This window comes from Streptomyces mashuensis (assembly GCF_014654785.1).
Taxonomy (GTDB): Bacteria; Actinomycetota; Actinomycetes; order Streptomycetales; family Streptomycetaceae; genus Streptomyces; species Streptomyces mashuensis.
Genome location: NZ_BNBD01000027.1, coordinates 18,216 through 37,143, shown reverse-complemented (window position 1 = coordinate 37,143; position 18,928 = coordinate 18,216). Strand labels below are relative to the sequence as shown.

Annotated in this window: 15 protein-coding genes; 6 read left to right on the top strand and 9 right to left on the bottom strand. The window is 73.7% G+C overall.

Translation table 11 applies throughout. The features are described from left to right. Positions 1-160: 160 nt before the first annotated feature. The gene (locus IE305_RS31960) at positions 161-958 is read left to right on the top strand and encodes a VOC family protein (RefSeq protein WP_190133345.1); all 798 of its coding nucleotides are present in this window, start codon (positions 161-163) and stop codon (positions 956-958) included. Here the strand turns inward: IE305_RS31960 and IE305_RS31955 are convergent, their stop codons facing one another. Next, positions 959-2,191, bottom strand: a complete 1,233-nt coding sequence (locus tag IE305_RS31955) for an LCP family protein (RefSeq protein ID WP_190133344.1) — start codon at positions 2,189-2,191, stop codon at positions 959-961. 120 nt (positions 2,192-2,311) lie between these two features. Between IE305_RS31955 and IE305_RS31950 the strand changes: the two genes are divergently transcribed. After that, positions 2,312-2,860, top strand: a complete 549-nt coding sequence (locus IE305_RS31950; RefSeq protein WP_190133343.1) for an acyl-CoA thioesterase — start codon at positions 2,312-2,314, stop codon at positions 2,858-2,860. A 3-nt stretch (positions 2,861-2,863) separates the two neighbouring features. Here the strand turns inward: IE305_RS31950 and IE305_RS31945 are convergent, their stop codons facing one another. After that, positions 2,864-4,543, bottom strand: a complete 1,680-nt coding sequence (locus tag IE305_RS31945; protein WP_444546183.1) for an LCP family protein — start codon at positions 4,541-4,543, stop codon at positions 2,864-2,866. A gap of 245 nt (positions 4,544-4,788) precedes the next feature. Between IE305_RS31945 and IE305_RS31940 the strand changes: the two genes are divergently transcribed. After that, positions 4,789-5,844: a glycosyltransferase family 2 protein gene (locus IE305_RS31940; protein WP_190133342.1), complete on the top strand. Its 1,056-nt coding sequence runs from the start codon at positions 4,789-4,791 to the stop codon at positions 5,842-5,844. A gap of 79 nt (positions 5,845-5,923) precedes the next feature. On the opposite strand, the gene IE305_RS31935 is transcribed toward IE305_RS31940, so the two are convergent. From IE305_RS31935 to IE305_RS31920, 4 genes are all read right to left on the bottom strand, one after another. Next, positions 5,924-7,666, bottom strand: a complete 1,743-nt coding sequence (locus tag IE305_RS31935; protein ID WP_190133341.1) for an LCP family protein — start codon at positions 7,664-7,666, stop codon at positions 5,924-5,926. Positions 7,667-7,764: 98 nt separating this feature from the next. After that, complete coding sequence (locus IE305_RS31930; RefSeq protein WP_190133340.1) at positions 7,765-9,597, bottom strand: LCP family protein; 1,833 nt, start codon at positions 9,595-9,597, stop codon at positions 7,765-7,767. 236 nt (positions 9,598-9,833) lie between these two features. Further along, on the bottom strand, positions 9,834-11,141 hold the full coding sequence (locus IE305_RS31925; RefSeq protein WP_190133339.1) for an LCP family protein: 1,308 nt from the start codon (positions 11,139-11,141) through the stop codon (positions 9,834-9,836). A 117-nt stretch (positions 11,142-11,258) separates the two neighbouring features. Continuing rightward, positions 11,259-12,011 carry a TIGR03089 family protein gene (locus tag IE305_RS31920; protein ID WP_190133338.1) on the bottom strand — a complete coding sequence of 251 codons (753 nt, stop codon included), beginning with the start codon at positions 12,009-12,011 and terminating at the stop codon, positions 11,259-11,261. 151 nt (positions 12,012-12,162) lie between these two features. Between IE305_RS31920 and IE305_RS31915 the strand changes: the two genes are divergently transcribed. The 3 genes from IE305_RS31915 to IE305_RS31905 all read left to right on the top strand — a co-directional run bounded on the left by IE305_RS31915 (position 12,163) and on the right by IE305_RS31905 (position 15,921). After that, a complete protein-coding gene (locus tag IE305_RS31915; RefSeq protein WP_190133337.1) occupies positions 12,163-13,788 on the top strand; it encodes a peptidoglycan recognition protein family protein in 1,626 nt (541 codons plus the stop codon). 92 nt (positions 13,789-13,880) lie between these two features. Next, positions 13,881-14,972 (top strand): mannose-1-phosphate guanylyltransferase, encoded by a 1,092-nt coding sequence (gene manB, locus IE305_RS31910; protein ID WP_190133348.1) that lies wholly within the window; start codon positions 13,881-13,883, stop codon positions 14,970-14,972. A gap of 31 nt (positions 14,973-15,003) precedes the next feature. After that, a complete protein-coding gene (locus IE305_RS31905) occupies positions 15,004-15,921 on the top strand; it encodes a DNA-3-methyladenine glycosylase family protein (protein ID WP_190133336.1) in 918 nt (305 codons plus the stop codon). Positions 15,922-15,990: 69 nt separating this feature from the next. Here the strand turns inward: IE305_RS31905 and IE305_RS31900 are convergent, their stop codons facing one another. Genes IE305_RS31900 through IE305_RS31890 form a run of 3 tightly spaced genes read right to left on the bottom strand, consistent with a single transcriptional unit; the run spans position 15,991 to position 18,815 of the window. Then, entirely contained in the window at positions 15,991-17,307 is a 1,317-nt protein-coding gene (locus IE305_RS31900) for a coenzyme F420-0:L-glutamate ligase (protein WP_190133335.1), read from the bottom strand. After that, positions 17,304-18,275 carry a 2-phospho-L-lactate transferase gene (gene cofD / locus IE305_RS31895; RefSeq protein WP_190133334.1) on the bottom strand — a complete coding sequence of 324 codons (972 nt, stop codon included), beginning with the start codon at positions 18,273-18,275 and terminating at the stop codon, positions 17,304-17,306. The genes IE305_RS31900 and cofD overlap by 4 nt, the downstream gene beginning before the upstream one ends. 27 nt (positions 18,276-18,302) lie before the next feature. After that, the gene (locus tag IE305_RS31890; RefSeq protein WP_229891811.1) at positions 18,303-18,815 is read right to left on the bottom strand and encodes a cysteine dioxygenase; all 513 of its coding nucleotides are present in this window, start codon (positions 18,813-18,815) and stop codon (positions 18,303-18,305) included. Positions 18,816-18,928 lie beyond the last annotated feature (113 nt).

Sequence of the window (18,928 nt, the reverse complement as noted above, 5' to 3'; positions counted from 1 at the left end):
GACCACAACCGGGTCTTGAAGGCCGACGTCACGCGAACCCCCGAATTCGCCAACAGCGTCCTCCTGCGCCCGGGGGCCGTTCGCCGTACTTCCGGTGGCGGGCCGCCGGGCGGCGGGTGAAGGTGGTCGCGGACACCCGCTTTCCCAGGAGGCCCGCGTCATGCCCGAGGTGACCCGACCGTACGTGCCCGGCACCCCCTGCTGGGTCGACCTCGTCGTCCCGGACCAGCGCGAGGCCCTCGACTTCTACACCGACCTGTTCGGCTGGCAGGGCGAGCCCGGCCCGCCCGAGACCGGCGGGTACGCGGTGTGCACCCTGAACGGGAAACCCGTCGCCGGCATCATGACGGCGATGGCGCAGGAGGGCGGCTCCAAGCCGCCGCCGGCCTGGACGCCGTACCTGGCCGTCACCGACGCCGACGGCGCCGCGCAGGCGGTGCTCGACAACGGCGGCAAGGTGCTCGCCGAGCCCATGGACGTGCTCGACCTGGGCCGCATGGCGATCCTCGCCGACACGACGGGCGCGGTCTTCGGCGTCTGGCAGGCCGGTGAGTTCTCCGGCGCCCGGGTCGTCAACGAACCGGGCGCCGTGGTGTGGAACGAGCTCAACACGCCCGACCCCGCCACCGCCGGGTCCTTCTACCTCGCCGCGCTGGGCCTGGCCAACGACGCGATGGAGGAGGTGCCGGACTACTACGCGCTCAAGGCCGGGGGCCGCGTGGTCGGCGGCATGCAGAACCTGGCGAAGCTGCCGCCCGGCGCGCCCGCGCACTGGCTGACGTACTTCTCCGTCGACGACACCGACAGCACGGTCGACGCCCTGGTGCGCGCCGGCGGCTCGGTGTGCAAACCGGCGTTCGACATGGCGGCCGGCCGGATGGCGGTCCTCCGGGACCCGCAGGGCGCGACGTTCGCCGTCATCGACGCGACGGGCCCCTCGCCGGACGAGGCGGCGTGATCAGTTGCCGGTGACCGTGACCTTCTCGTCCTTCTTCAGCTGCTCGAACAGCTGCTTGGACTTCGCCGTGTCCCACTTCACCGCCACGCCGTCGGAACGCGTCGGCAGCGAGGGGTTGGAGATCGGCACCGTCAGCTGCTGCCCGTCGCCGCCGGTCACGCCCTTCATCGCCCAGAACATCGACGTCAGGTCCCACAGCCCCATGTCCTTGTCGACGACGAGGGTGTCGAGGCCCGAGCCGATCACCGGGTAGAGGCGGAACGGGTTGAGGATCGTCGCCGGCGAGGCGGCCTGCTTGGCGAGCGTGTTCAGGAACTTCTGCTGGTTGCGCATGCGGCCCAGGTCCTGGTCGGCCTCCTGGTGGCGCTGGCGCACGAACGCCAGCGACTGCGCGCCGTCCAGCGTCTGGCAGCCCGCCTTGAAGTCCGCGCCCGAGTCGCGGTCCTTCACCGGCTTGTCCAGGCACATCTCCACGCCGCCGAGCGCGTCCACCAGGTTGCGGAAGCCGCCGAAGCCGATCTCCGCGTAGTGGTCGATGCGCAGCCCGGTGTTGTACTCGATCGTCTGCGCCAGCAGCTCGGGGCCGCCGTCGGCGTACGCCTGGTTGAGCTTGTGGGTGGCGGCGGGGAAGCGCTTGCCGCTCTGCTTGCCGGTGAACGCCGGGATCGTCACGTACGAGTCCCGCGGCAGGCTGAGCATCGTCGTGCCGTTGTCGCCGGTGTGGAGGATCATCATCGAGTCGGTGCGCTTGCCCTCCGCCGACCCGGTGTGCAGCTGCTTCTTGTCCTCGTCGGACAGGCCCTCGCGGCTGTCGGACCCCACGATCAGGTAGTTCGTGCCCGCACCCGCCGCCGGCCGGTCCTTGAGCGCGCCCAGGTCCACCTCGTGGCGGAGCTTGCTGTCGGCCCAGAAGTACGTGCCGACCGACACGGCCAGCACGGTCGCGACCACCGCCACCGCACCGATCTTGAGACGCTTGCGCCAATCGGGTGAGCCGGCACGGGGCGCACGGCCCGGGGCCGCACGCCCGGGACCGCCCGGACCGCCCCCGGAGCCGCCCCCCGGGCCCGCGCCGGGGCGTGCGGGCGCGCCGCCGCGCCCGTAGACCTGGCCGGTGTTGTAGCCGTCGTGGCCACCGGGGCCCTGCGGGCCGTCGTAGCCCGGGGCCGGCCGGTACTGAGGGGGCGGTGCGGGACGCCGGGTGGGGGTCCGCCGATCGGGCCAGTCGTTCATGGCTCCGAGTGTGCCCGCAGGGGCGCCCCGGAACCCGGTGAACGGACGGAACCGGGGCAGGGCTGTTGCAGAGCTGATGCGAAACCGCGCCGTCACACGCCCCCGCATACAGTGGTGGACATGACCAATCAGGACCGGACCCAGGAGCCGGCGATACCCGGCAAGCCCACCTCGGCCTCCCGCACGACGCTGTCCCACATCATGACCGCGAGCGACACCAATCTGCTCGGCACGGTCCACGGCGGCGTGATCATGAAGCTGGTGGACGACGTCGCCGGGGCCGTCGCGGGCCGGCACTCCGGCGGGCCCGCCGTCACCGCCTCGATGGACGAGATGGCGTTCCTGGAGCCGGTCAAGGTCGGCGACCTCGTCCATGTGAAGGCCCAGGTCAACTGGACCGGCCGGTCCTCGATGGAGGTCGGCGTACGGGTGCTGGCCGAGCGCTGGAACGAGGCCGCCCCGGCGGTGCAGGTCGGCAGCGCCTACCTGGTGTTCGCGGCCGTCGACGAGAACGGCAAGCCGCGCCGCGTCCCGCCGGTGGTCCCCGAGACGGAGAAGGACCGCCGCCGCTACCAGGAGGCCCAGATCCGCCGCACCCACCGCCTGGCCCGGCGCCGCGCGATCATGGAGCTGCGGGAGAAGCGAGCCGCGGAGGGCTTCGAGGACTGACCGCTACTGGGGGAGGCGGCCCTCCGGGCGTACGGGCCGGCCTGCGGGTGCCCTGCCCGAGCCGGTGCCCGCGCCGTGGCCGGTGGTGCGGCCGGCCCCGTGGTCCCCGCCGGGGCTGGCGCCGCCCGGGCCGGCCGACGAGGGCTCCCCGGGCCCCGGCCCCGGTTCCGTACCCCGCTCCGTACCCCGGTCCGGGCACACCACCTCGTCACCCGTCACCACCGAGATGCCCGGCCCACGCGGCGCCTCCTGTGCCCGTACCGGCCTGACCTGCGTGAAGTCCGGGCCCAGCGTCACCTTCATCAGCGGGCCCTGGCCCGGCACCGGCGTCAGCCGGGCGTCCGGCAGGGCCGCCGCCAGCGAACGGACCGAGCGGTCCCAGCGCGGGTCGTACGTGATCATCGTCTGGCCGTCCGCCGGGGCCGGGGCGTCGGCCGGGTGGCCCGTCGTGGCGAAGCCGGTGCCGCGCAGCGCCTGGTCCGTCGCCCGGGCCAGGCCCGTCCGGCCGCTGCCGTTGAGGACCTGCACCCGGACGAGCTCCGGTGCCACCTCCACCGCCGTGCCCGGCGCCGACCGGGGCTGGGCCTTGGCGTCGTGCGCACTGTGCGGGGCGCGGGGCGCGGCGTTGACGGGGCGGTCGTCCCGCACCGCCTGGAACAGCTTGCCCGCCGCGGCCTCGTCCCACCGCACCGTCGAGCCGATGCCCGGCACGGGGAAGTCCGCGACGGCCACGGGCACGGAGGTGAACTCGGCCGAGGCCGGGGTCAGCTTCCGCAGCGCCCGGCCCAGCTCCACCAGCTCCGCCGTGCCCAGCCCCCGGTCGGCCCGTACGGAGCCGGCCACGGCGGCGGCGACCTCCTGGAACCGCACCGGGTTCAGCAGCACGCCCCCGCTGGTCGCCTTGTGCATGAGGGAGGCGACGAAGCGCTGCTGGCGCTGCATCCGGCCCAGGTCGGCGGCGCCGTCGAGGTGGCGGGAGCGGACGTACTGCAGGGCCTGGCCGCCGTCGAGGGTGCTGGTGCCCGGCGGCAGGTCGAGCCCGCTGTACGGGTCCTTCAGCGGGCGCGGGGTGCACACCTGCACGCCCCCCACCGCGTCCACGGTCTTCATGAAGCTGGTGAAGTCCACCTCCAGGTAGTGGTCGACATGCACGCCGGTCAGCCGCTCGACGGAGCGCACGGTCATGCCGGGGCCGCCCTCGGCGTACGCCGCGTTCAGCTTCACCACGTGCGGGGGGCGGATGCGCCCCGTCGCGTCGGTGTACTCGGGGATCTCCGTATAGGTGTCGCGGGGGAGGCTCACCACGGTGGCGCGGTCGTGGTCCGCGGAGAGGTGCACCAGCATCATCGTGTCGGTGCAGTGGCAGGGCACCCCGCCCAGGTGGAAGCGGCGCCGCTCGTCCTCCGTGATCTTGTCGCGGCCGTCGGTGCCGACCAGCAGGACGTTGGTGCCGCGGCCCCCGTCCGGCCGGCCGGACAGCCCGTCGAAGGCGTCGACCCGGCCGATGCCGCCCTCCAGCCCCATGACCACCGCGTGTCCGATGCCCCCGGTGCCCAGGACGGCCACGGCCACACCCGTCGCCAGCCGCATGCCCCAGCGCGGCCGGCGGCGCACCGCCCCGTCCGGGTGGGGGACGGGGGCGGGGACCGTGCGGTGGCGGGGGCGGCGGGTCTGTGCGGTCACTGCGGCACCTCCGCGACGTGCGGGCGGGGGACCGGGGGCGACCCGGCGGCCGGGGCCGCGGGGAGTCCCGGTGGACGACCGGACACACGGTAGGCCCATACGATGAACTGTCTGCGGCCCCACGCCGTCCGGGGCAACCCCGCCACCCGGCCGGGGCGGCGGCCCGTACTCCGTTGGCGGTAACGTGACGCACGATTCCGCCGTCCGCCGGGGGGACTCCCCGCCCTCCGTACCACCGAGGAACCATGCCCGACCAGCCCGATCAGCCCGGTCGACCGACCGGTCAGCAGCCCGAGCGGCCGCCCGCCGTTTCCGTGATCATGCCGGTGCTCAATGAAGAGCGGCATCTGCGCACCTCCGTGCGGCACATCCTGGAGCAGGAGTATGCCGGTGAGCTGGAGGTGGTGATCGCCCTCGGCCCGTCCACGGACCGTACGGACGAGATCGCCGCGGAGCTCGTCCGGGAGGACCCGCGGGTCCACACCGTGCCGAATCCCACCGGCCGCACCCCGGCCGCCCTCAACGCCGCGATCAAGGCGTCGCGTCACCCGATCGTGGTACGCGTCGACGGGCACGGCATGCTCTCCCCGGACTACATCGCCACCGCCGTGCGGCTCCTGGAGGAGACCGGCGCGCAGAACGTCGGCGGCATCATGCACGCCGAGGGCGAGAACGACTGGGAGAAGGCCGTCGCCGCCGCGATGACCTCGAAGATCGGTGTCGGCAACGCCGCCTTCCACACCGGCGGCCAGGCGGGTCCGGCCGAGACGGTCTACCTGGGCGTCTTCCGGCGCGAGGCGCTGGAGCGGCAGGGCGGGTACAACGAGGAGTTCATCCGCGCCCAGGACTGGGAGCTGAACTTCCGCATCCGCGAGGCGGGCGGGCTGATCTGGTTCTCGCCCGAGCTGAAGGTCTCGTACCGCCCCCGCCCGAACGTCCGGGCGCTGGCCAAGCAGTACAAGGACTACGGGCGCTGGCGGCACGTCGTCGCCCGTTACCACCAGGGCTCGATCAACCTGCGCTACCTCGCCGCGCCGACCGCCGTGGCCGCCATCGCGGCGGGCCTGGTCGTGGGCGCGACGGTCACGCCGTGGGGCTTCGTCGTGCCGGCCGGCTACCTGGCCGCGATCACGGCGGGCTCGGTGCCGGCCGGCAAGGGGCTGCCGCTCGCGGCCCGCGTACGCATCCCGGTCGCGCTGGCGACCATGCACATGTCGTGGGGCGTCGGCTTCCTGACCAGCCCGCGCTCGCTCGCGAAGAAGGTCATCGCCAGCCGCCGCCCGGCGGTCATGGCGGACTGACGGACCGGCGACCCGACGGATCGACGGACGACGGGGCCCGGGCCGCTGATGCGGTCCGGGCCCCGGTCGTATGCACTGATCAGAACCGGTTGAGCGAGTTGACCTTCATGCAGGCGGACTTGTCGTCGCCGTTCAGCGGGTCCGAGCTCTCCGGTGCCTTGTTCTCGTCGGCCTTCTTCTTGCCGTCCTTCGCACCCGCCGAGGGAGAAGGAGAAGCGGTCGCGGACGCCGACGGCGAGCCCGTCGGGTCCGCGTCCCCGTCCTCCAGGGCCGACTTCGGGTACGTCGTCCCCGTACGCCAGTCGCCGCCGATCACCAGCGTGATCTGCTGGACCTCCGGCGAGTGGCGCACCGCGCTGTCCGGCAGGCCGAGGGCCTTGGCCACGGCGAGGGCGTCGTTGCGCTGCGTCGCGCGCGGGTAGGTGATCGTGGTGTCGGCCTGGGCGCGCGGCGTGGAGTCGGACGTGGCCTTGGCGAAGCCCTGCTTGACGAGGAACGCGGCGATGTCCGAGCCGCGGCCGGTGGCCGGCGGCTCGACGGCGGTGCCGGTGCCGTTGAAGACGGTGACCGGGATGTTCTTGGGAGCGGAGGCCGGGGGCGCGGAGGCGGTGCTCTTCGCGTCCTTCCTGGGGTCCTTGCCGTCCAGCGCGATGTCGTTGCGGACGAGCGAGAAGAGCTTGTCGGCGTCCCCGGGCTTGGGGATCACGTGCGCGTCCGGGTTCCGCGGGTCGGAGACCCACGGCATCGTGGTCATGGTGATGCGGCCGGAGGGCACGCGCTTGATGTCGTCGGCGAGGTCGTAGAGCTTCTTGACCGACCCCAGGTCCTTGTCGACGGTGAGCGCCTTGGTGGCCGCCTCGGCCAGGTCGGTGAGCTGGCCCGGGTCGCTGAGCTTGGTGCCGCCCTTGAGCTGGCGCACCATCGCGTTCATGTACATGTGCTGGGCGTGCGTCCGGCCGATGTCGCTGCCGTCCTCGAAGCCGTGCCGGGTGCGCAGCCACTGGAGGGCCTGGACGCCCTTGACGGTGTGGGTGCCCTTGGTGAGCCGCAGGCCCGACTTGTCGTCGTACACGTTGGCGTCCACGCAGACCGGGACGCCGCCCACCGCGTCGGCCATGTTCACCACGCCGGCAAAGTCGATCATCATGAAGTGGTCGATCGGGATGCCGGTGAGCTCCTCCCAGGTGGCGACCGTGCAGCCGGGGCCGCCGTTCATCAGACTGGTGTTGATGATCTGACGGTCGGTCGCCTTGTACACCTTGCCGCTCTCGGGGTCGGTGCACTTGGGGATGGTGACGCGGGTGTCGCGCGGCACCGATATCACCGACATGTTGCTGCGGTCGGCGGAGACGTGCACGAGCATCTGCACGTCGGCCAGCGGCGGGCGGTCGGCGTCGTCGCGGGCGCCGCCGAGCTCCTGGTTCTCCTTGCTGCCGCGGCTGTCCGAGCCGAGCAGCAGGATGTTGAGCGGGCGCTGGCCGTCGGCGTTGGCGGCGCTGCGGTCGAGCTGCTTGTCGCCGAGGTTGAGCTTGTTCTTCTTGATGTTGTCGTTGAGGTGCTGGTAGTAGAACCAGCCGGCCGCCCCCACGCCCAGGATCACCAGGGCGAGCGCCAGGGCGGCCCAGCGGGCTATTCGCCAGAAGCGGCGACGGGCCTTGGGCTCGGGGTCCGGCTCACCTCTGCGCCCGCTCCCGCCGGTGCGGGGTGGCGGTACGGTGCCGGTCCCGGCGTCCTCGCCCGTGGTGCTGGTGTCCTCGGTGCGGACGTCCTCCGCAGCCGCGTCGGCGGGCTGTTCCTTCCGAACGCCGCTGCTCTGCCGCATCGGGCCTCCCCTGGTGGTGCGTCCGGCCCGATGGGCAGGCGTGTTTTACCTGAATGAGTATGACTGCGTAATGAGATGCGAAAGCCCGTTCCCCGGGTTCACTTGGCGCAGATGTTCTTGTCGTCCGCCTCGACCCGCTGGATGTCCTCGGGGGCCTTCTGCGGCGCCTTGACCGGCACCCCGGCGCCCTTGAAGTCCGCACCGAGCGTCAGCGTCATCTCCGCGGTGGGCGCGGCGTCGGTCGCGGACTGCTTCAGGGCGTCGGCCGCCAGGCCCATCTCGTCGGCGAGACGGCGTGCCTGGTCGGCCTGGTTGGGGGCGAACTCCAGGGTCGTCTTCTCCGCCTTGCCGGGTGCGTTGCCGCCGTTGCTGGTGTGGGCCATGCCCTTGGAGTTCTGCATCCAGGTGACGGTCTCGCTCGCCGCGCCCATGCGGCCGCTGCCGTTGAGGACCTTGACGCGGACGGCCGCGGGGAGGGCGCGGGCGCCCTGGAGCAGCGCGGCCTGCTTGGCGTCCGCCTCCTCCTGCTGCTTGCGCTCCTTGTCCTTCACCTCGGTGAGGGAGACGTCCTGACGGACCATCGCGAACAGCGGCTCGGCCTTCGCCTTGTCCAGGATGACGGTTTTGTGCACCTTGCCGTCGGCGGGGTTGTCCATGACGGGCACGGTCGCGAACGTGACGTTCTTCAGGTTGACCTTGCTCATCTCCTTGGCGAGCGCGGTCAGCTTGCTCACCGATCCTATGCCGGTGTCGACGGTCAGCGACTTGGTGGCCGCGTCGCCCAGGTTGTAGAGCTTCTTGGGGTTGGTGAGCGTGTCGTCGGACTTCATCCGGCGCATCATCGAGCTCAGGAACTGCTGCTGGAGCTTGATCCGGTCCAGGTCGCTCTCGAAGCCCACGCTGTGCCGGGTGCGGACGAAGGCGAGGGCGTCCTCGCCCTCGATCTCGTGCCGGCCCTTGCTCAGCTTGAGGTGGGACTTCGGGTCGTTGATGTCCTTGGCCAGGCACACCTCGACGCCGCCGACCGCCGAGGACAGCTGCTTGACGGCGTTGAAGTCGGCCATCATGAAGTGGGTGACCTTCAATCCCGTCAGCTGCTCGACGGTGCGCCAGGTGCAGCCCGGGTCGCGGTCCTCCTGGCCCAGCGACTCGTTGAAGCGGACGCCGTGGGAGCCGCGGATCGTCTTGGTCGAGCCGTCCTTCTGCTTCGTCGGGCAGTCCGGAATGTCCGTGATCATGTCGCGGGGGATGGAGAGCGCCGTGGCGTTCGTCCGGTCCTCCGAGACGTGGAAGAGGATCGTGGTGTCCGCGTGGCCCACGCTGCCGTCGTCGCCGTAGCCGGTGTTGCCCTTGCCGGAGCGTTTGTCGGTGCCGATGACGAGGATGTTCACCGGCCCCTTGGGGATCGTGTCGTTGTTGATGCCGACGTCGACCTTGGAGATGTTGCCGTTGAAGTGCTCGTAGAGCAGGTAGCCGCCCACCGACGCGACGACGAGCACGGTGCCGAGCGTGCCGCCGGTCCACATGAGGACCTTCTTCTTGGTGCTCTTCGGCTTGCCCTTGCCCTTGCGCCGGCCCGCCGGTGCGGGCTTCGCCCCGGCCCGGCGGCCGCCGCCGGTGCCGCGCTGGCCCGGGACCGCCCGCCCGCCGGCGCCGCTCCTGCCGCCGCCCTTGCCACCACCGGAACCCGAGCCGGCCCCGGTACCGCTCCCGCCCGCGCCGCCGCCGGTGCGGGGCCGGGGGCGGCCGGTGGCCGGAGGTCTGGCGGTGCCGCGCCGGGCGGCGGGAGGGGCCGAGGGGGTGGTGCCGGGAGCCGTCAGGGGCTCCCCGGCGGGGTCAAGGCGCAGCTGGTAGCTGCCGGTCTCGGGGTCGAACACCCACTGGTCGGCGGGGTCGATACCGCCCGCTCGCCCACGGCCTTGCGCGTCCACGGTCGCTTGAATCCTCCGTCGGTGCCGTGCGGCGCCTACCCCCCATGGCGCTCGGTCACGTCGTTTGTGCAGTGCGCGGTCAGCCCGGCCGTGCGCACCGGGTCGCTCACACTATCCGCCCAGTTCAGCGTCAAGCGACGCCCGTGACAAATTGCACTCCCCTACAACTGGGCAATCTGCCCAATCCCTTCGCGGAGCGGATGGTAGGACGGGATGACGGAACGACTGCGGGGCGGTCAGCCGCAGATGCCGCGCGCCGCCGTGGTGCCCGGGTAGGTGGGCGGCGTGGACGGCAGCGGCGAGGAGGCGGAGGGGGACGGGGAGGCGGCCGGAGCGGCGGGGCCGCCCTCGGTGGCCCCGGCCTCCGGCGAGGGGGCCGGCTCCGGTTCGGGCGCCGGCTCCCGGCCCGGCCGGGCGCCGCCCGGCTTGCCGTCCGCGGGCCGCACGTGCTCGCTGACCGTCACCGGCCGGTCCAGGCGCAGCTGCTGGAACAGCTGGTCGGCGTCGGGCTGGACGAGCTCGTCGCGCGCGTTGTTGTACGGGTACGGGCGGCGCGGTGCCGTGAGGAACTGCACGTGATCGGTGGGGATGTTCCGGACGGTGCGCACCAGCTCGTACATCTTGCGCAGCGAGTCGAGCCCCTCGTCGGTGGTCAGCGAGCGGGTGGCGGCGTCCAGGACGGGGTAGAGGCGCGTGGGGTTGAGGAGCACGCCCTCGCTGTGCATCTCGCGCACCAGGGCCGCCAGGAACGTCTGCTGCCGGCCCATGCGTTCGGTGTCGCTGCCGCCGCCGAGGCTGTAGCGGGCGCGGACGTAGCCCAGCGCCTCCTCGCCGTGCAGGACCTGGCGGCCGGCCGGCAGCCGGAGCTTGGCCTCGGGGTCGTCGACAGGCTTCTTCAGGCAGACCTCGACGCCGTCGATCGCGTCGACCAGCTGTTTGAACCCGTTGAAGTCCAGCACGATGTGATGGTCGATCCGGATGTGCGTGATGTTCTCGACGGTGCGGATGGTGCAGGCGGTGCCGGCCATCTCGTATGCCCAGTTGAACTGGGCGAAACGTTCATTGGTGTACGCGCCGTCCGGTTTCCGGCAGCGCGGGATGGTGGCCATCAGGTCGCGCGGCAGGCTGACGGCCGTCGCGCTCCTCCGGTCGGCGGCCAGGTGCAGCAGGATCGTGGTGTCCGAGCGCTGGCCGCCGGTGTCCTCGCCGTAGGCGGAGTTGCCCGGCCCGCTGCGCGTGTCCGACCCGATGACCAGGATGTTCTGGGCGCCCTTGACCAGCGCGCTGGGACGTTCCTTCTCCCAGCGGCGCAGCTCCTCGGCCGTCTCGGTGTCGGTGGTGATGTTGCTGTTGAGCTGCTCGTAGAGCGCCCAGCCGATCCCCGTCACCAGCAGCACGAGCACCGCCGCGGCCGCGGCCAGCCGGCGCGGCCAGCGCCGGGGCCGGCGGCGGGCCGGCGGGGGAGGGGGCAGCGGCGGGCGGCCGGGCGGCCCCGGGATGCGGGGGCGGTCCGGACGGCCGGGCGTGCCAGGGCTGCGGGTCACGGCTGCGCTGCGTCCCTCCTCCGCGGAGTCGGCGGCCTGCGCGCGGTCGCCGCCGTCCGTGCCGCGGCGGCCGCGCGCCTGCTGCGATCATCGCGCGGCCGGGCCGCTCCGGCAGCGTCAGAGGGCCGTCACGGTGACGCGCTCGCTCTCGCGCCGCTTGTCCAGGTCCTCGGGGGCGAGGGCGTCGAGGTTGCGGCAGAGCACCACGGACGCGCCGGCGGCCAGCGGCGCGTACAGCCCGGCCGCCAGGCCCTCCCAGGTGTCGTACGGCAGCCCGGACAGGATGCGCTCGCCGGGGCCCAGGCCCAGCCGGGCGGCGTCGGCGCGGGCCTGCTCGACGAGCTGGGCGCCCGTCAGTTCCCGGCCGCCCACGGCCAGCGCGGGCTCGTCCGGGTCGACGGGGGCGTACGGGGCGAAGCGGTCGCCCTGGCTCGGCACCTCCACCGCGTAGTCGGCGAAGCCGGCCGGGGGCTGGGGGAAGCGGCCGCCCAGGGGGCGCAGGGCGAGGGCGACGCGCTCGCCGGTGCAGGCGCGCGCCTCCTCCAGCGTGCCGGGGCCGCTGACGACGAGGTCGGCGCCGGCCGGGTCGCCGCCCACGTCGGCGAGGACGCCGACGGAGGAGCAGGCCACCAGCCAGACGGCGGTCTGCCAGTGGGCCGGAAGGAGGAGGGCCAGCCGGTCGCCGGGTGCGGCGGCGAGGTCGTCCTGGAGCAGATTGGCGGTCTTCGCCACCCAATTGGCGAAGGTGGCGACGGACAGTTCCACGCGCTCGCCGGTGGCGTCGTCGTAGAAGGTCACCAGCGGGCGGGCCGGGTCCGCGGCGAGCGCGGAACGCAGCAGGTCGGCGGGGGTGCGGTCGGTGGCGTTCATCGGCGCCAGGGTACGGCGCGCGGCTCCTGACGGGCAGTCCGCGGCCGTCGCCCGCTGGTCCGTCCGGGGGTGCCGGGCTGCTCCGTTCGGGCCGACTCGCCGTCAGTTCACTGATGGACATATTTGACCGGGTATGACCAGTATTTCTGACATGCGTGGAAATTTTGTCTCCTCGGCAGCCGTCACCGCCTGCGCGGCGGTCCTGACCCTGCCCTTCCTCGCCACCCCCGCCGGAGCCACCCCGTCCGGCGACGCCCGCCCCGGCACCACCCCCGCCGGAACACCCCGGCCCGGCACCTCGGCACCTCCCGGAGCCCGGGGAACGACCAGCGCCAAGGGCGCCCCGGAAGGGGCGTCGAGCGCCCTCCGGCGCGCCGCCAGGCCCCGCGCCGCCCTGCGCGCCGCCGGCGCCGCCCGCCGGCAGTCCCTCGCGCTCCCGGGCGCCACCCGCTCCCTGCCCCTGGTCCCCCTCGGCCCCACGCGCCGCACCACCGGCAGGACCCCGGCCCCCGCCCGCGGCGTCCCCGCCCGCGAGGTCAAGCCGTTCTCGCTGGTCGGCATCGTCTGGGACGACGCTGCCAGGGAACTGCGCGGCACCGCCCAGGTCCGCACCCGCGCCCTCTCCACCGGCACCTGGTCCGACTGGCAGGACATCGAGACCCACGGCGACCGCCCCGACCCCGGCACCCCCGAGGCGCGCGGCAAGGGCGTGCGCGGCGCCACCGCACCCCTGTGGGTCGGCCCCTCCGACGCCGTCGAGGTCCGCGTACGCCCCGACACGGGCGCCGGCGCCCCCCGCGAGACCCGAGCGCTGCCGCCCGGCATGCGGCTCGAACTCGTCGACCCGGGCAAGGACCCCGCCCGCCCCGCCGCCCGGCCCCGCCCCCGCTCCGGCGGCTCCGCACCGCAGGCCCCCCTCGCCACCGACGACGACCACGCCGCCTCCGCCGCCAACGCGCCCCTCGCCCCCGTCGGCGCCCTGGAGATCCCCGCCGCGAGCAAGGCCGAGTCGGCGCGGGACGTCGCCGCCACCCACGTGGACGTGCACGCCGCCGGCGAGAAGACGCCCGCCGACGGACGAGAGGAGGGCGGCGACCCCGAGGACCAGGCCCTGCCCGGCACCACCGACCCCGGCGACGGCACCGACACCGGCGCCAGCCCCACCGGCCGCTGGGTCGGCCCCCGCCCCCGCATCGTCACCCGGGCCGGCTGGGGCGCCGACGAGACGATCCGCGAGCACGGCTTCCCGTACGACAAGACCGTCCGCGCCGCGTTCGTGCACCACACGGCCTCGGGCAACACCTACAGCTGCTCCCAGTCACCCTCCGTCATCCGCGGTATCTACCGCTACCACGTGGTGAGCAGCGGCTGGCGCGACCTCGGCTACAACTTCCTCGTCGACAAGTGCGGCACCGTCTACGAGGGCCGGGCAGGCGGTGTGGCGAAACCCGTCAGAGGCGCCCATACTCTCGGTTTCAACACCAACAGCATGGGGATCGCCGTGCTCGGCACCTTCGCCAGGACCGGCCCCTCCGGCGCCGCGGTCGAGGCCGTGGCCGCCATCACCGCATGGAAGCTCGGCCTCTACGACGTCAATCCCCGGGGCACCGTGACGCTGGTGTCCGGCGGCGGCAACCTCTTCAAGAAGGGCAGCACGGTCAAGCTCAAGGTGATCTCCGGGCACCGCGACGGCTACGCCACCGAGTGCCCCGGCGACCGCCTCTACGCCAGGCTCGGCACCATCCGCTCCGCGGCCGCCCGGCTCCAGGGCCGCTGACCGGGCACAACCGGACCGGTACGTTCTGCATACACTGGCCGCCGATCACGGCCCGGCCCCAGCAGGAAGCAGAGACGACAACGTTGACCAAGCTGACTGACGCGCCTGAAGCGATCCTCCTGGTCGGCGGCAAGGGGACCAGGCTGCGACCGCTCACGGTGCACACCCCCAAGCCCATGGTGCCGGCGGCGGGCGTGCCCTTCCTCACCCACCAGCTGGCCCGCGCCAAGGCGGCCGGCGTCGAGCACATCGTGATGGCCACGTCCTACCTGGCCGAGGTCTTCGAGCCCCACTTCGGCGACGGCTCGGCCCTGGGCCTGCACCTGGAGTACGTCACCGAGACCGACCCGCTCGGCACCGGCGGCGCCATCCGCAACGTCGCCTCCCGGCTGCACTCCGGGCCGGACGACCCCGTGCTGATCTTCAACGGCGACATCCTGACCGGCCTCGACATCCGGGCCCTCGTCGCCACCCACCGCGACTCCGGCGCGGACGTCTCGCTGCACCTCACGCGGGTCGAGGACCCGCGGGCGTACGGCCTCGTGCCCACCGACGACACCGGGCGCGTCACCGCCTTCCTGGAGAAGCCGCAGACGCCCGAGGAGATCGTCACCGACCAGATCAACGCGGGCGCGTACGTCTTCAACCGCTCCGTCATCGACTCCATCCCCGCCGGGCGGCCGGTCTCCGTCGAACGCGAGACGTTCCCCGGCCTGCTGGCCGACGGCGCGCACCTCCAGGGCATGGTCGACTCCACGTACTGGCTCGACCTCGGCACCCCGCAGGCCTTTGTCCGCGGCTCCGCCGACCTCGTCCTCGGCCGCGCCCCCTCCCCGGCCGTGCCCGGCCGCTGCGGCGACCGCCTCGTCCTCGACGGCGCCCAGGTCGCCGCCGACGCCAAGCTCATGGGCGGCACGGTCGTGGGCACCGGCGCCCGCGTGGAGCCCGGCGCGCGCGTCGACGGCAGCACGATCCTGGACGGCGCGGTCATCGAGGCGGGCGCCGTCGTGCGCGACTCGCTCGTCGGAGCGGGTGCGCGCGTGGGGGCGCGCACGGTGCTGGACGGGGCGGTCGTGGGCGACGGGGCGCACATCGGCGCCGACAACGAGCTGCTGGGCGGGGCGCGGGTGTGGTGCGACGCGCGCATCCCGCGCGGTGCGGTGCGGTTCTCGTCCGACCAGTAGGTTCCGCGGGCCGCTCGCTTAGGCTGGCCTGATGGCCACCACCCGCACCTGGGTTCCCCAGGGCCCCTACGACCTCGGGCGCACCCTCGGCGTGCTCGCGCGCGGGCCCGGCGACCCCGCGTACCGGGTCGCGCCCGACGGCGCGATCTGGCGGGTGAGCCGTACGCCCGCGGGGCCGGGCACGCTGCGGCTGCGGGCACGGGACGGTGAGGTGGCCGGCGAGGCGTGGGGGCCGGGGGCCGAGTGGCTGCTCGACCGGTTGCCGGTGCTCCTGGGCGCGGGTGACGACCCCGGCGCGTTCGCGCCGCGCCACCGGCTGGTGGCCGATGCGTGGCGCCGCCACCCCGGCCTGCGGCTGGCCCGTACCGGGCTGGTGCTGGAGTCGCTGATCCCCTCGATCCTCGAACAGAAGGTCACGAGCGACGAGGCGTACCGGGCGTGGCGGCTGCTGGTGCAGCGGTTCGGGGAGCCCGCGCCGGGGCCCGTGGAGCTGGTGCCGCGCGGCATGCGGGTCATGCCGGAGCCGCGGGACTGGGCGCTGATCCCCTCCTGGGAGTGGCACCGCGCCGGGGTCGACGCCAAGCGGTCGGCGACGGTCGTGCGGGCGGCGCGGGTCGCCGCGCGGCTGGAGGAGGCGGCGGCGATGGACGACGCGGCGGCGTCGGTGCGGCTCCAGGCGGTAGCAGGAATCGGCCCGTGGACGGCGGCGGAGACCCTGCAACGCTGCAACGGCGCGCCGGACGCGGTGACGGTCGGCGACCTGCACCTGCCCCGGGTGGTGGGCTACGCGCTGACGGGGGAGCGCGGGATGGACGACGAGGGCATGCTGCGGTTGCTGGAACCGTACGAGGGGCAGCGGTACCGGGCGTGCCGGTACGTCCTGCTGTCGGGGGTGCGCCTGCCGCGGCGGGCACCACGTTTCGCACCCCGCGATTTTGCGGGGATCTAGCGCCCCACGACGGCGCTGGATCCCCGCGGCATGCAGGTGTGGTGGGGCCACCGGGCCACACCCGGAAGCTCACCGCACCGTGATGAACGCCCCCGCGTCACGCGCTTCGCGCGCCTTCGGCGCTTCCGCCGGGCGGCCGATCGCGACCGCGCCCATCGGGTCCCACGACGCGGGGAGCCCCAGGACGTCACGGACCACGTCGCGGCAGAACATCGTCGACGACACCCACGCCGACCCGAGACGTTCCCCGGCCAGCGCCACCAGGAAGTTCTGCACGGCCGCACCGGCGGCGACGACGAACATCTCCCGCTCCGCCGTCGACCGGCGAGGGTCGGGGTAGTCGTGCGAGCCGTCCATCACCAGGCACGGCACCGCCAGGTACGGCGCGTTGCGGAGGACGTCGCCGCGGCGTACGCGCCGTGCGACGGCCTCCTCCGTGCGGCCGTCCGCGCGCAGGTCCGCGACCCACGCGTCCCGCATCGCGTCCAGCAGCCGCGTCCGTGACTCCTCCGACTCGAGCAGCACGAACCGCCACGGCGTCGTGTGGTGCGGCGCCGGTGCCGTGACGGCCGCGGCGACGGCGCGCCGCACGGCGCCGGGGTCGACGGGGTCGTCCGTGAAGGCGCGGACCGTGCGGCGGAGGGTGACCGCCTCGCGTACGGCCTCGGACGTGCCGAGGCGGAACATGTCGTCCGCCGCGCCCCGCACCAGGTCGCCCGCCCCGTCCGCGGTGTCGGCCACGACGTGGGGAAGGCCGCGGACCACCGCGACGGGCAGGCCGCCCGCCTTGCCCTTGACCAGGTCACCCGCGGCGGCCAGTTCGTCGACGGTGGCGACGACGGTCGCGACGAGCGGGTTGCCGTACGCGTCGACGTCGCCGCGCAGGTCGTTCACCACCTGTACGCCCGCCGCGCCGATGGCGAAGTCGGTGACGCCCTTGCGCCAGGGCCGCCCCGCGGTGTCCGTGATCACGACCCCGACGTCGACCCCGAGCGTGTCCCGGATGCCGTCCCGGAGGAGCCGGGCAGAGGCGTCGGGGTCCTCGGGGAGCAGCAGGACCGTTCCGGCGGTGGTGTTGGACGCGTCCACGCCGGCGGCGGCCATGACGAGGCCGAGCCGGTTCTCGACGATGCGCAGGGTGCCGCGGCGGGCCACGAGCCGTACGGTCTCGGCGTCGATGGCGGCCTCGCGGTCGTCGGCCGCGACGATCCGGCCCTCGGCCTTGCTGACGATCTTCGACGTGACGACGAGGACGTCGCCGTCGGCCAGGCCCGGCAGGCCGTCGGCCGTGGCGGCGGTGGCGACGAGCTTGACCAGGTCGTCGCCGGGACGGACCTCGGGGATGCCGGGCAGCGCCCAGACGCGGTAGGAGGGGAGAGCGCTCACTTCTTCACCTCTCCGGCCAGCGCCAGCGCCTCGCGGGCCATCGCGGCCGTGGCCTCGAGGTCCGTCATCATCAGCGGCACGGCGCGGCAGGCGATGCCCGCCGCCTCGACGTCGGCCACGGCTGCGGCGTCGACGGTGTCGACGAGCCAGCCGTCGAGGAGGCCGGGGCCGTAGTGGCGGGCGACGGCCGCGGCGGTGGACTCGACGCCGACCGCGGCCAGCACCTTGTCGGCCATGCCGCGCACGGGCGAGCCGCCGACGATGGGGGAGAGGCCGACGACGGGGGCGGCCGCGTCGGCGACGGCCTCGCGGATGCCGGGCACGGAGAGGATGGAGCCGACGCTGACGACGGGGTTGGACGGCGGGAAGAGGATGACGTCGGCCTCGGCGATGGCTTCGAGCACGCCGGGCGCCGGCTTGGCCTGCTCGGCGCCGACCGGGATGATCGCGTGGGCGGGCACGGAGGCGCGCAGGCGGACCCAGTACTCCTGGAAGTGGACGGCCTTGCGGGCGCCGGGTGCGCCGTCGGGGTCGTCGATCATCACGTGGGTCTCGACGCGGTCGTCGCTCATCGGCAGCAGCCGGACGCCCGGCTTCCAGCGGTCGCACAGGGCTTCGGTGACGGCGCTCAGGGGATAGCCGGCGGCGAGCATCTGCGTCCGCACGATGTGCGTGGCGAAGTCGCGGTCGCCCAGGCCGAACCAGTCGGGCCCCACCCCGTACGCGGCGAGCTCCTCCTTCACGGCGAACGTCTCACCGGCCCGGCCCCACCCCTGCTCCTCGTGGATGCCGCCGCCGAGCGTGTACATCACCGTGTCGAGGTCGGGACAGACCTTCAGCCCGAACAGGTGAATGTCGTCGCCGGTGTTGCCGATGACGGTGAGGGAGGACTCGGGGACTGCTGACATGAGGCCGCGGAGGAAGCGGGCGCCCCCGATCCCGCCGGCCAGAACCACAATGCGCTGCATGGGCACAGTGTGTCAGCCGGTCCTGACTCAGTGCGCCGGGGCGGTCGTACGGGTCGCGGGGGTGGGGTCGTGCATCGGCATCTCGGTGAGGCCGGGGAAGTAGACGTGCAGGCTGACGGCGCCTTCGAGGCCGTCGTTGACGATCTCGTGGGCGTAGCCGGGGGCGATGACGCGCTGGTCGCCCGGCGTGAGCCGGCGGCGCGCGCCGCCCGCCGAGCGCTCGGTGAGCGCGCCCCGCAGCACCGTGAGCACGCCCGAGGAGCGGCCGTGGTCGTGCAGCCCGGTGCCCTGCCCGGGGACCCAGCTCAGCAGCCACACCTCGTAGCCGGGGCCGGTGCGCAGCCGGTGGTACCAGCGGGTGGTGGCGTCGTAGCGGACGAGCGGTTCCCAGGCGGCGGTGTCGGCGGCGATGGCGTTCGCCAGGCCGGCGAACCCGGCGACGGTGGTGGGGTGCGCGGCGGGCGGGGGCATGAGGTGCGGCAGCCCGAGGGGGTCGCCGCCGATCTGGACGTCGCTGAGGATGTTCGTGTCGCTGTTCATGGGGAAGGTGTCCTCGGCCTGCGGAAGCGTGGGAAGCGTGAAGGAAGGAGGAGGGGATGCGGGCGCGGGAGGGTACGGCGGTACCCCGGAGGCTTCGCGCCGTGAGGGGAATC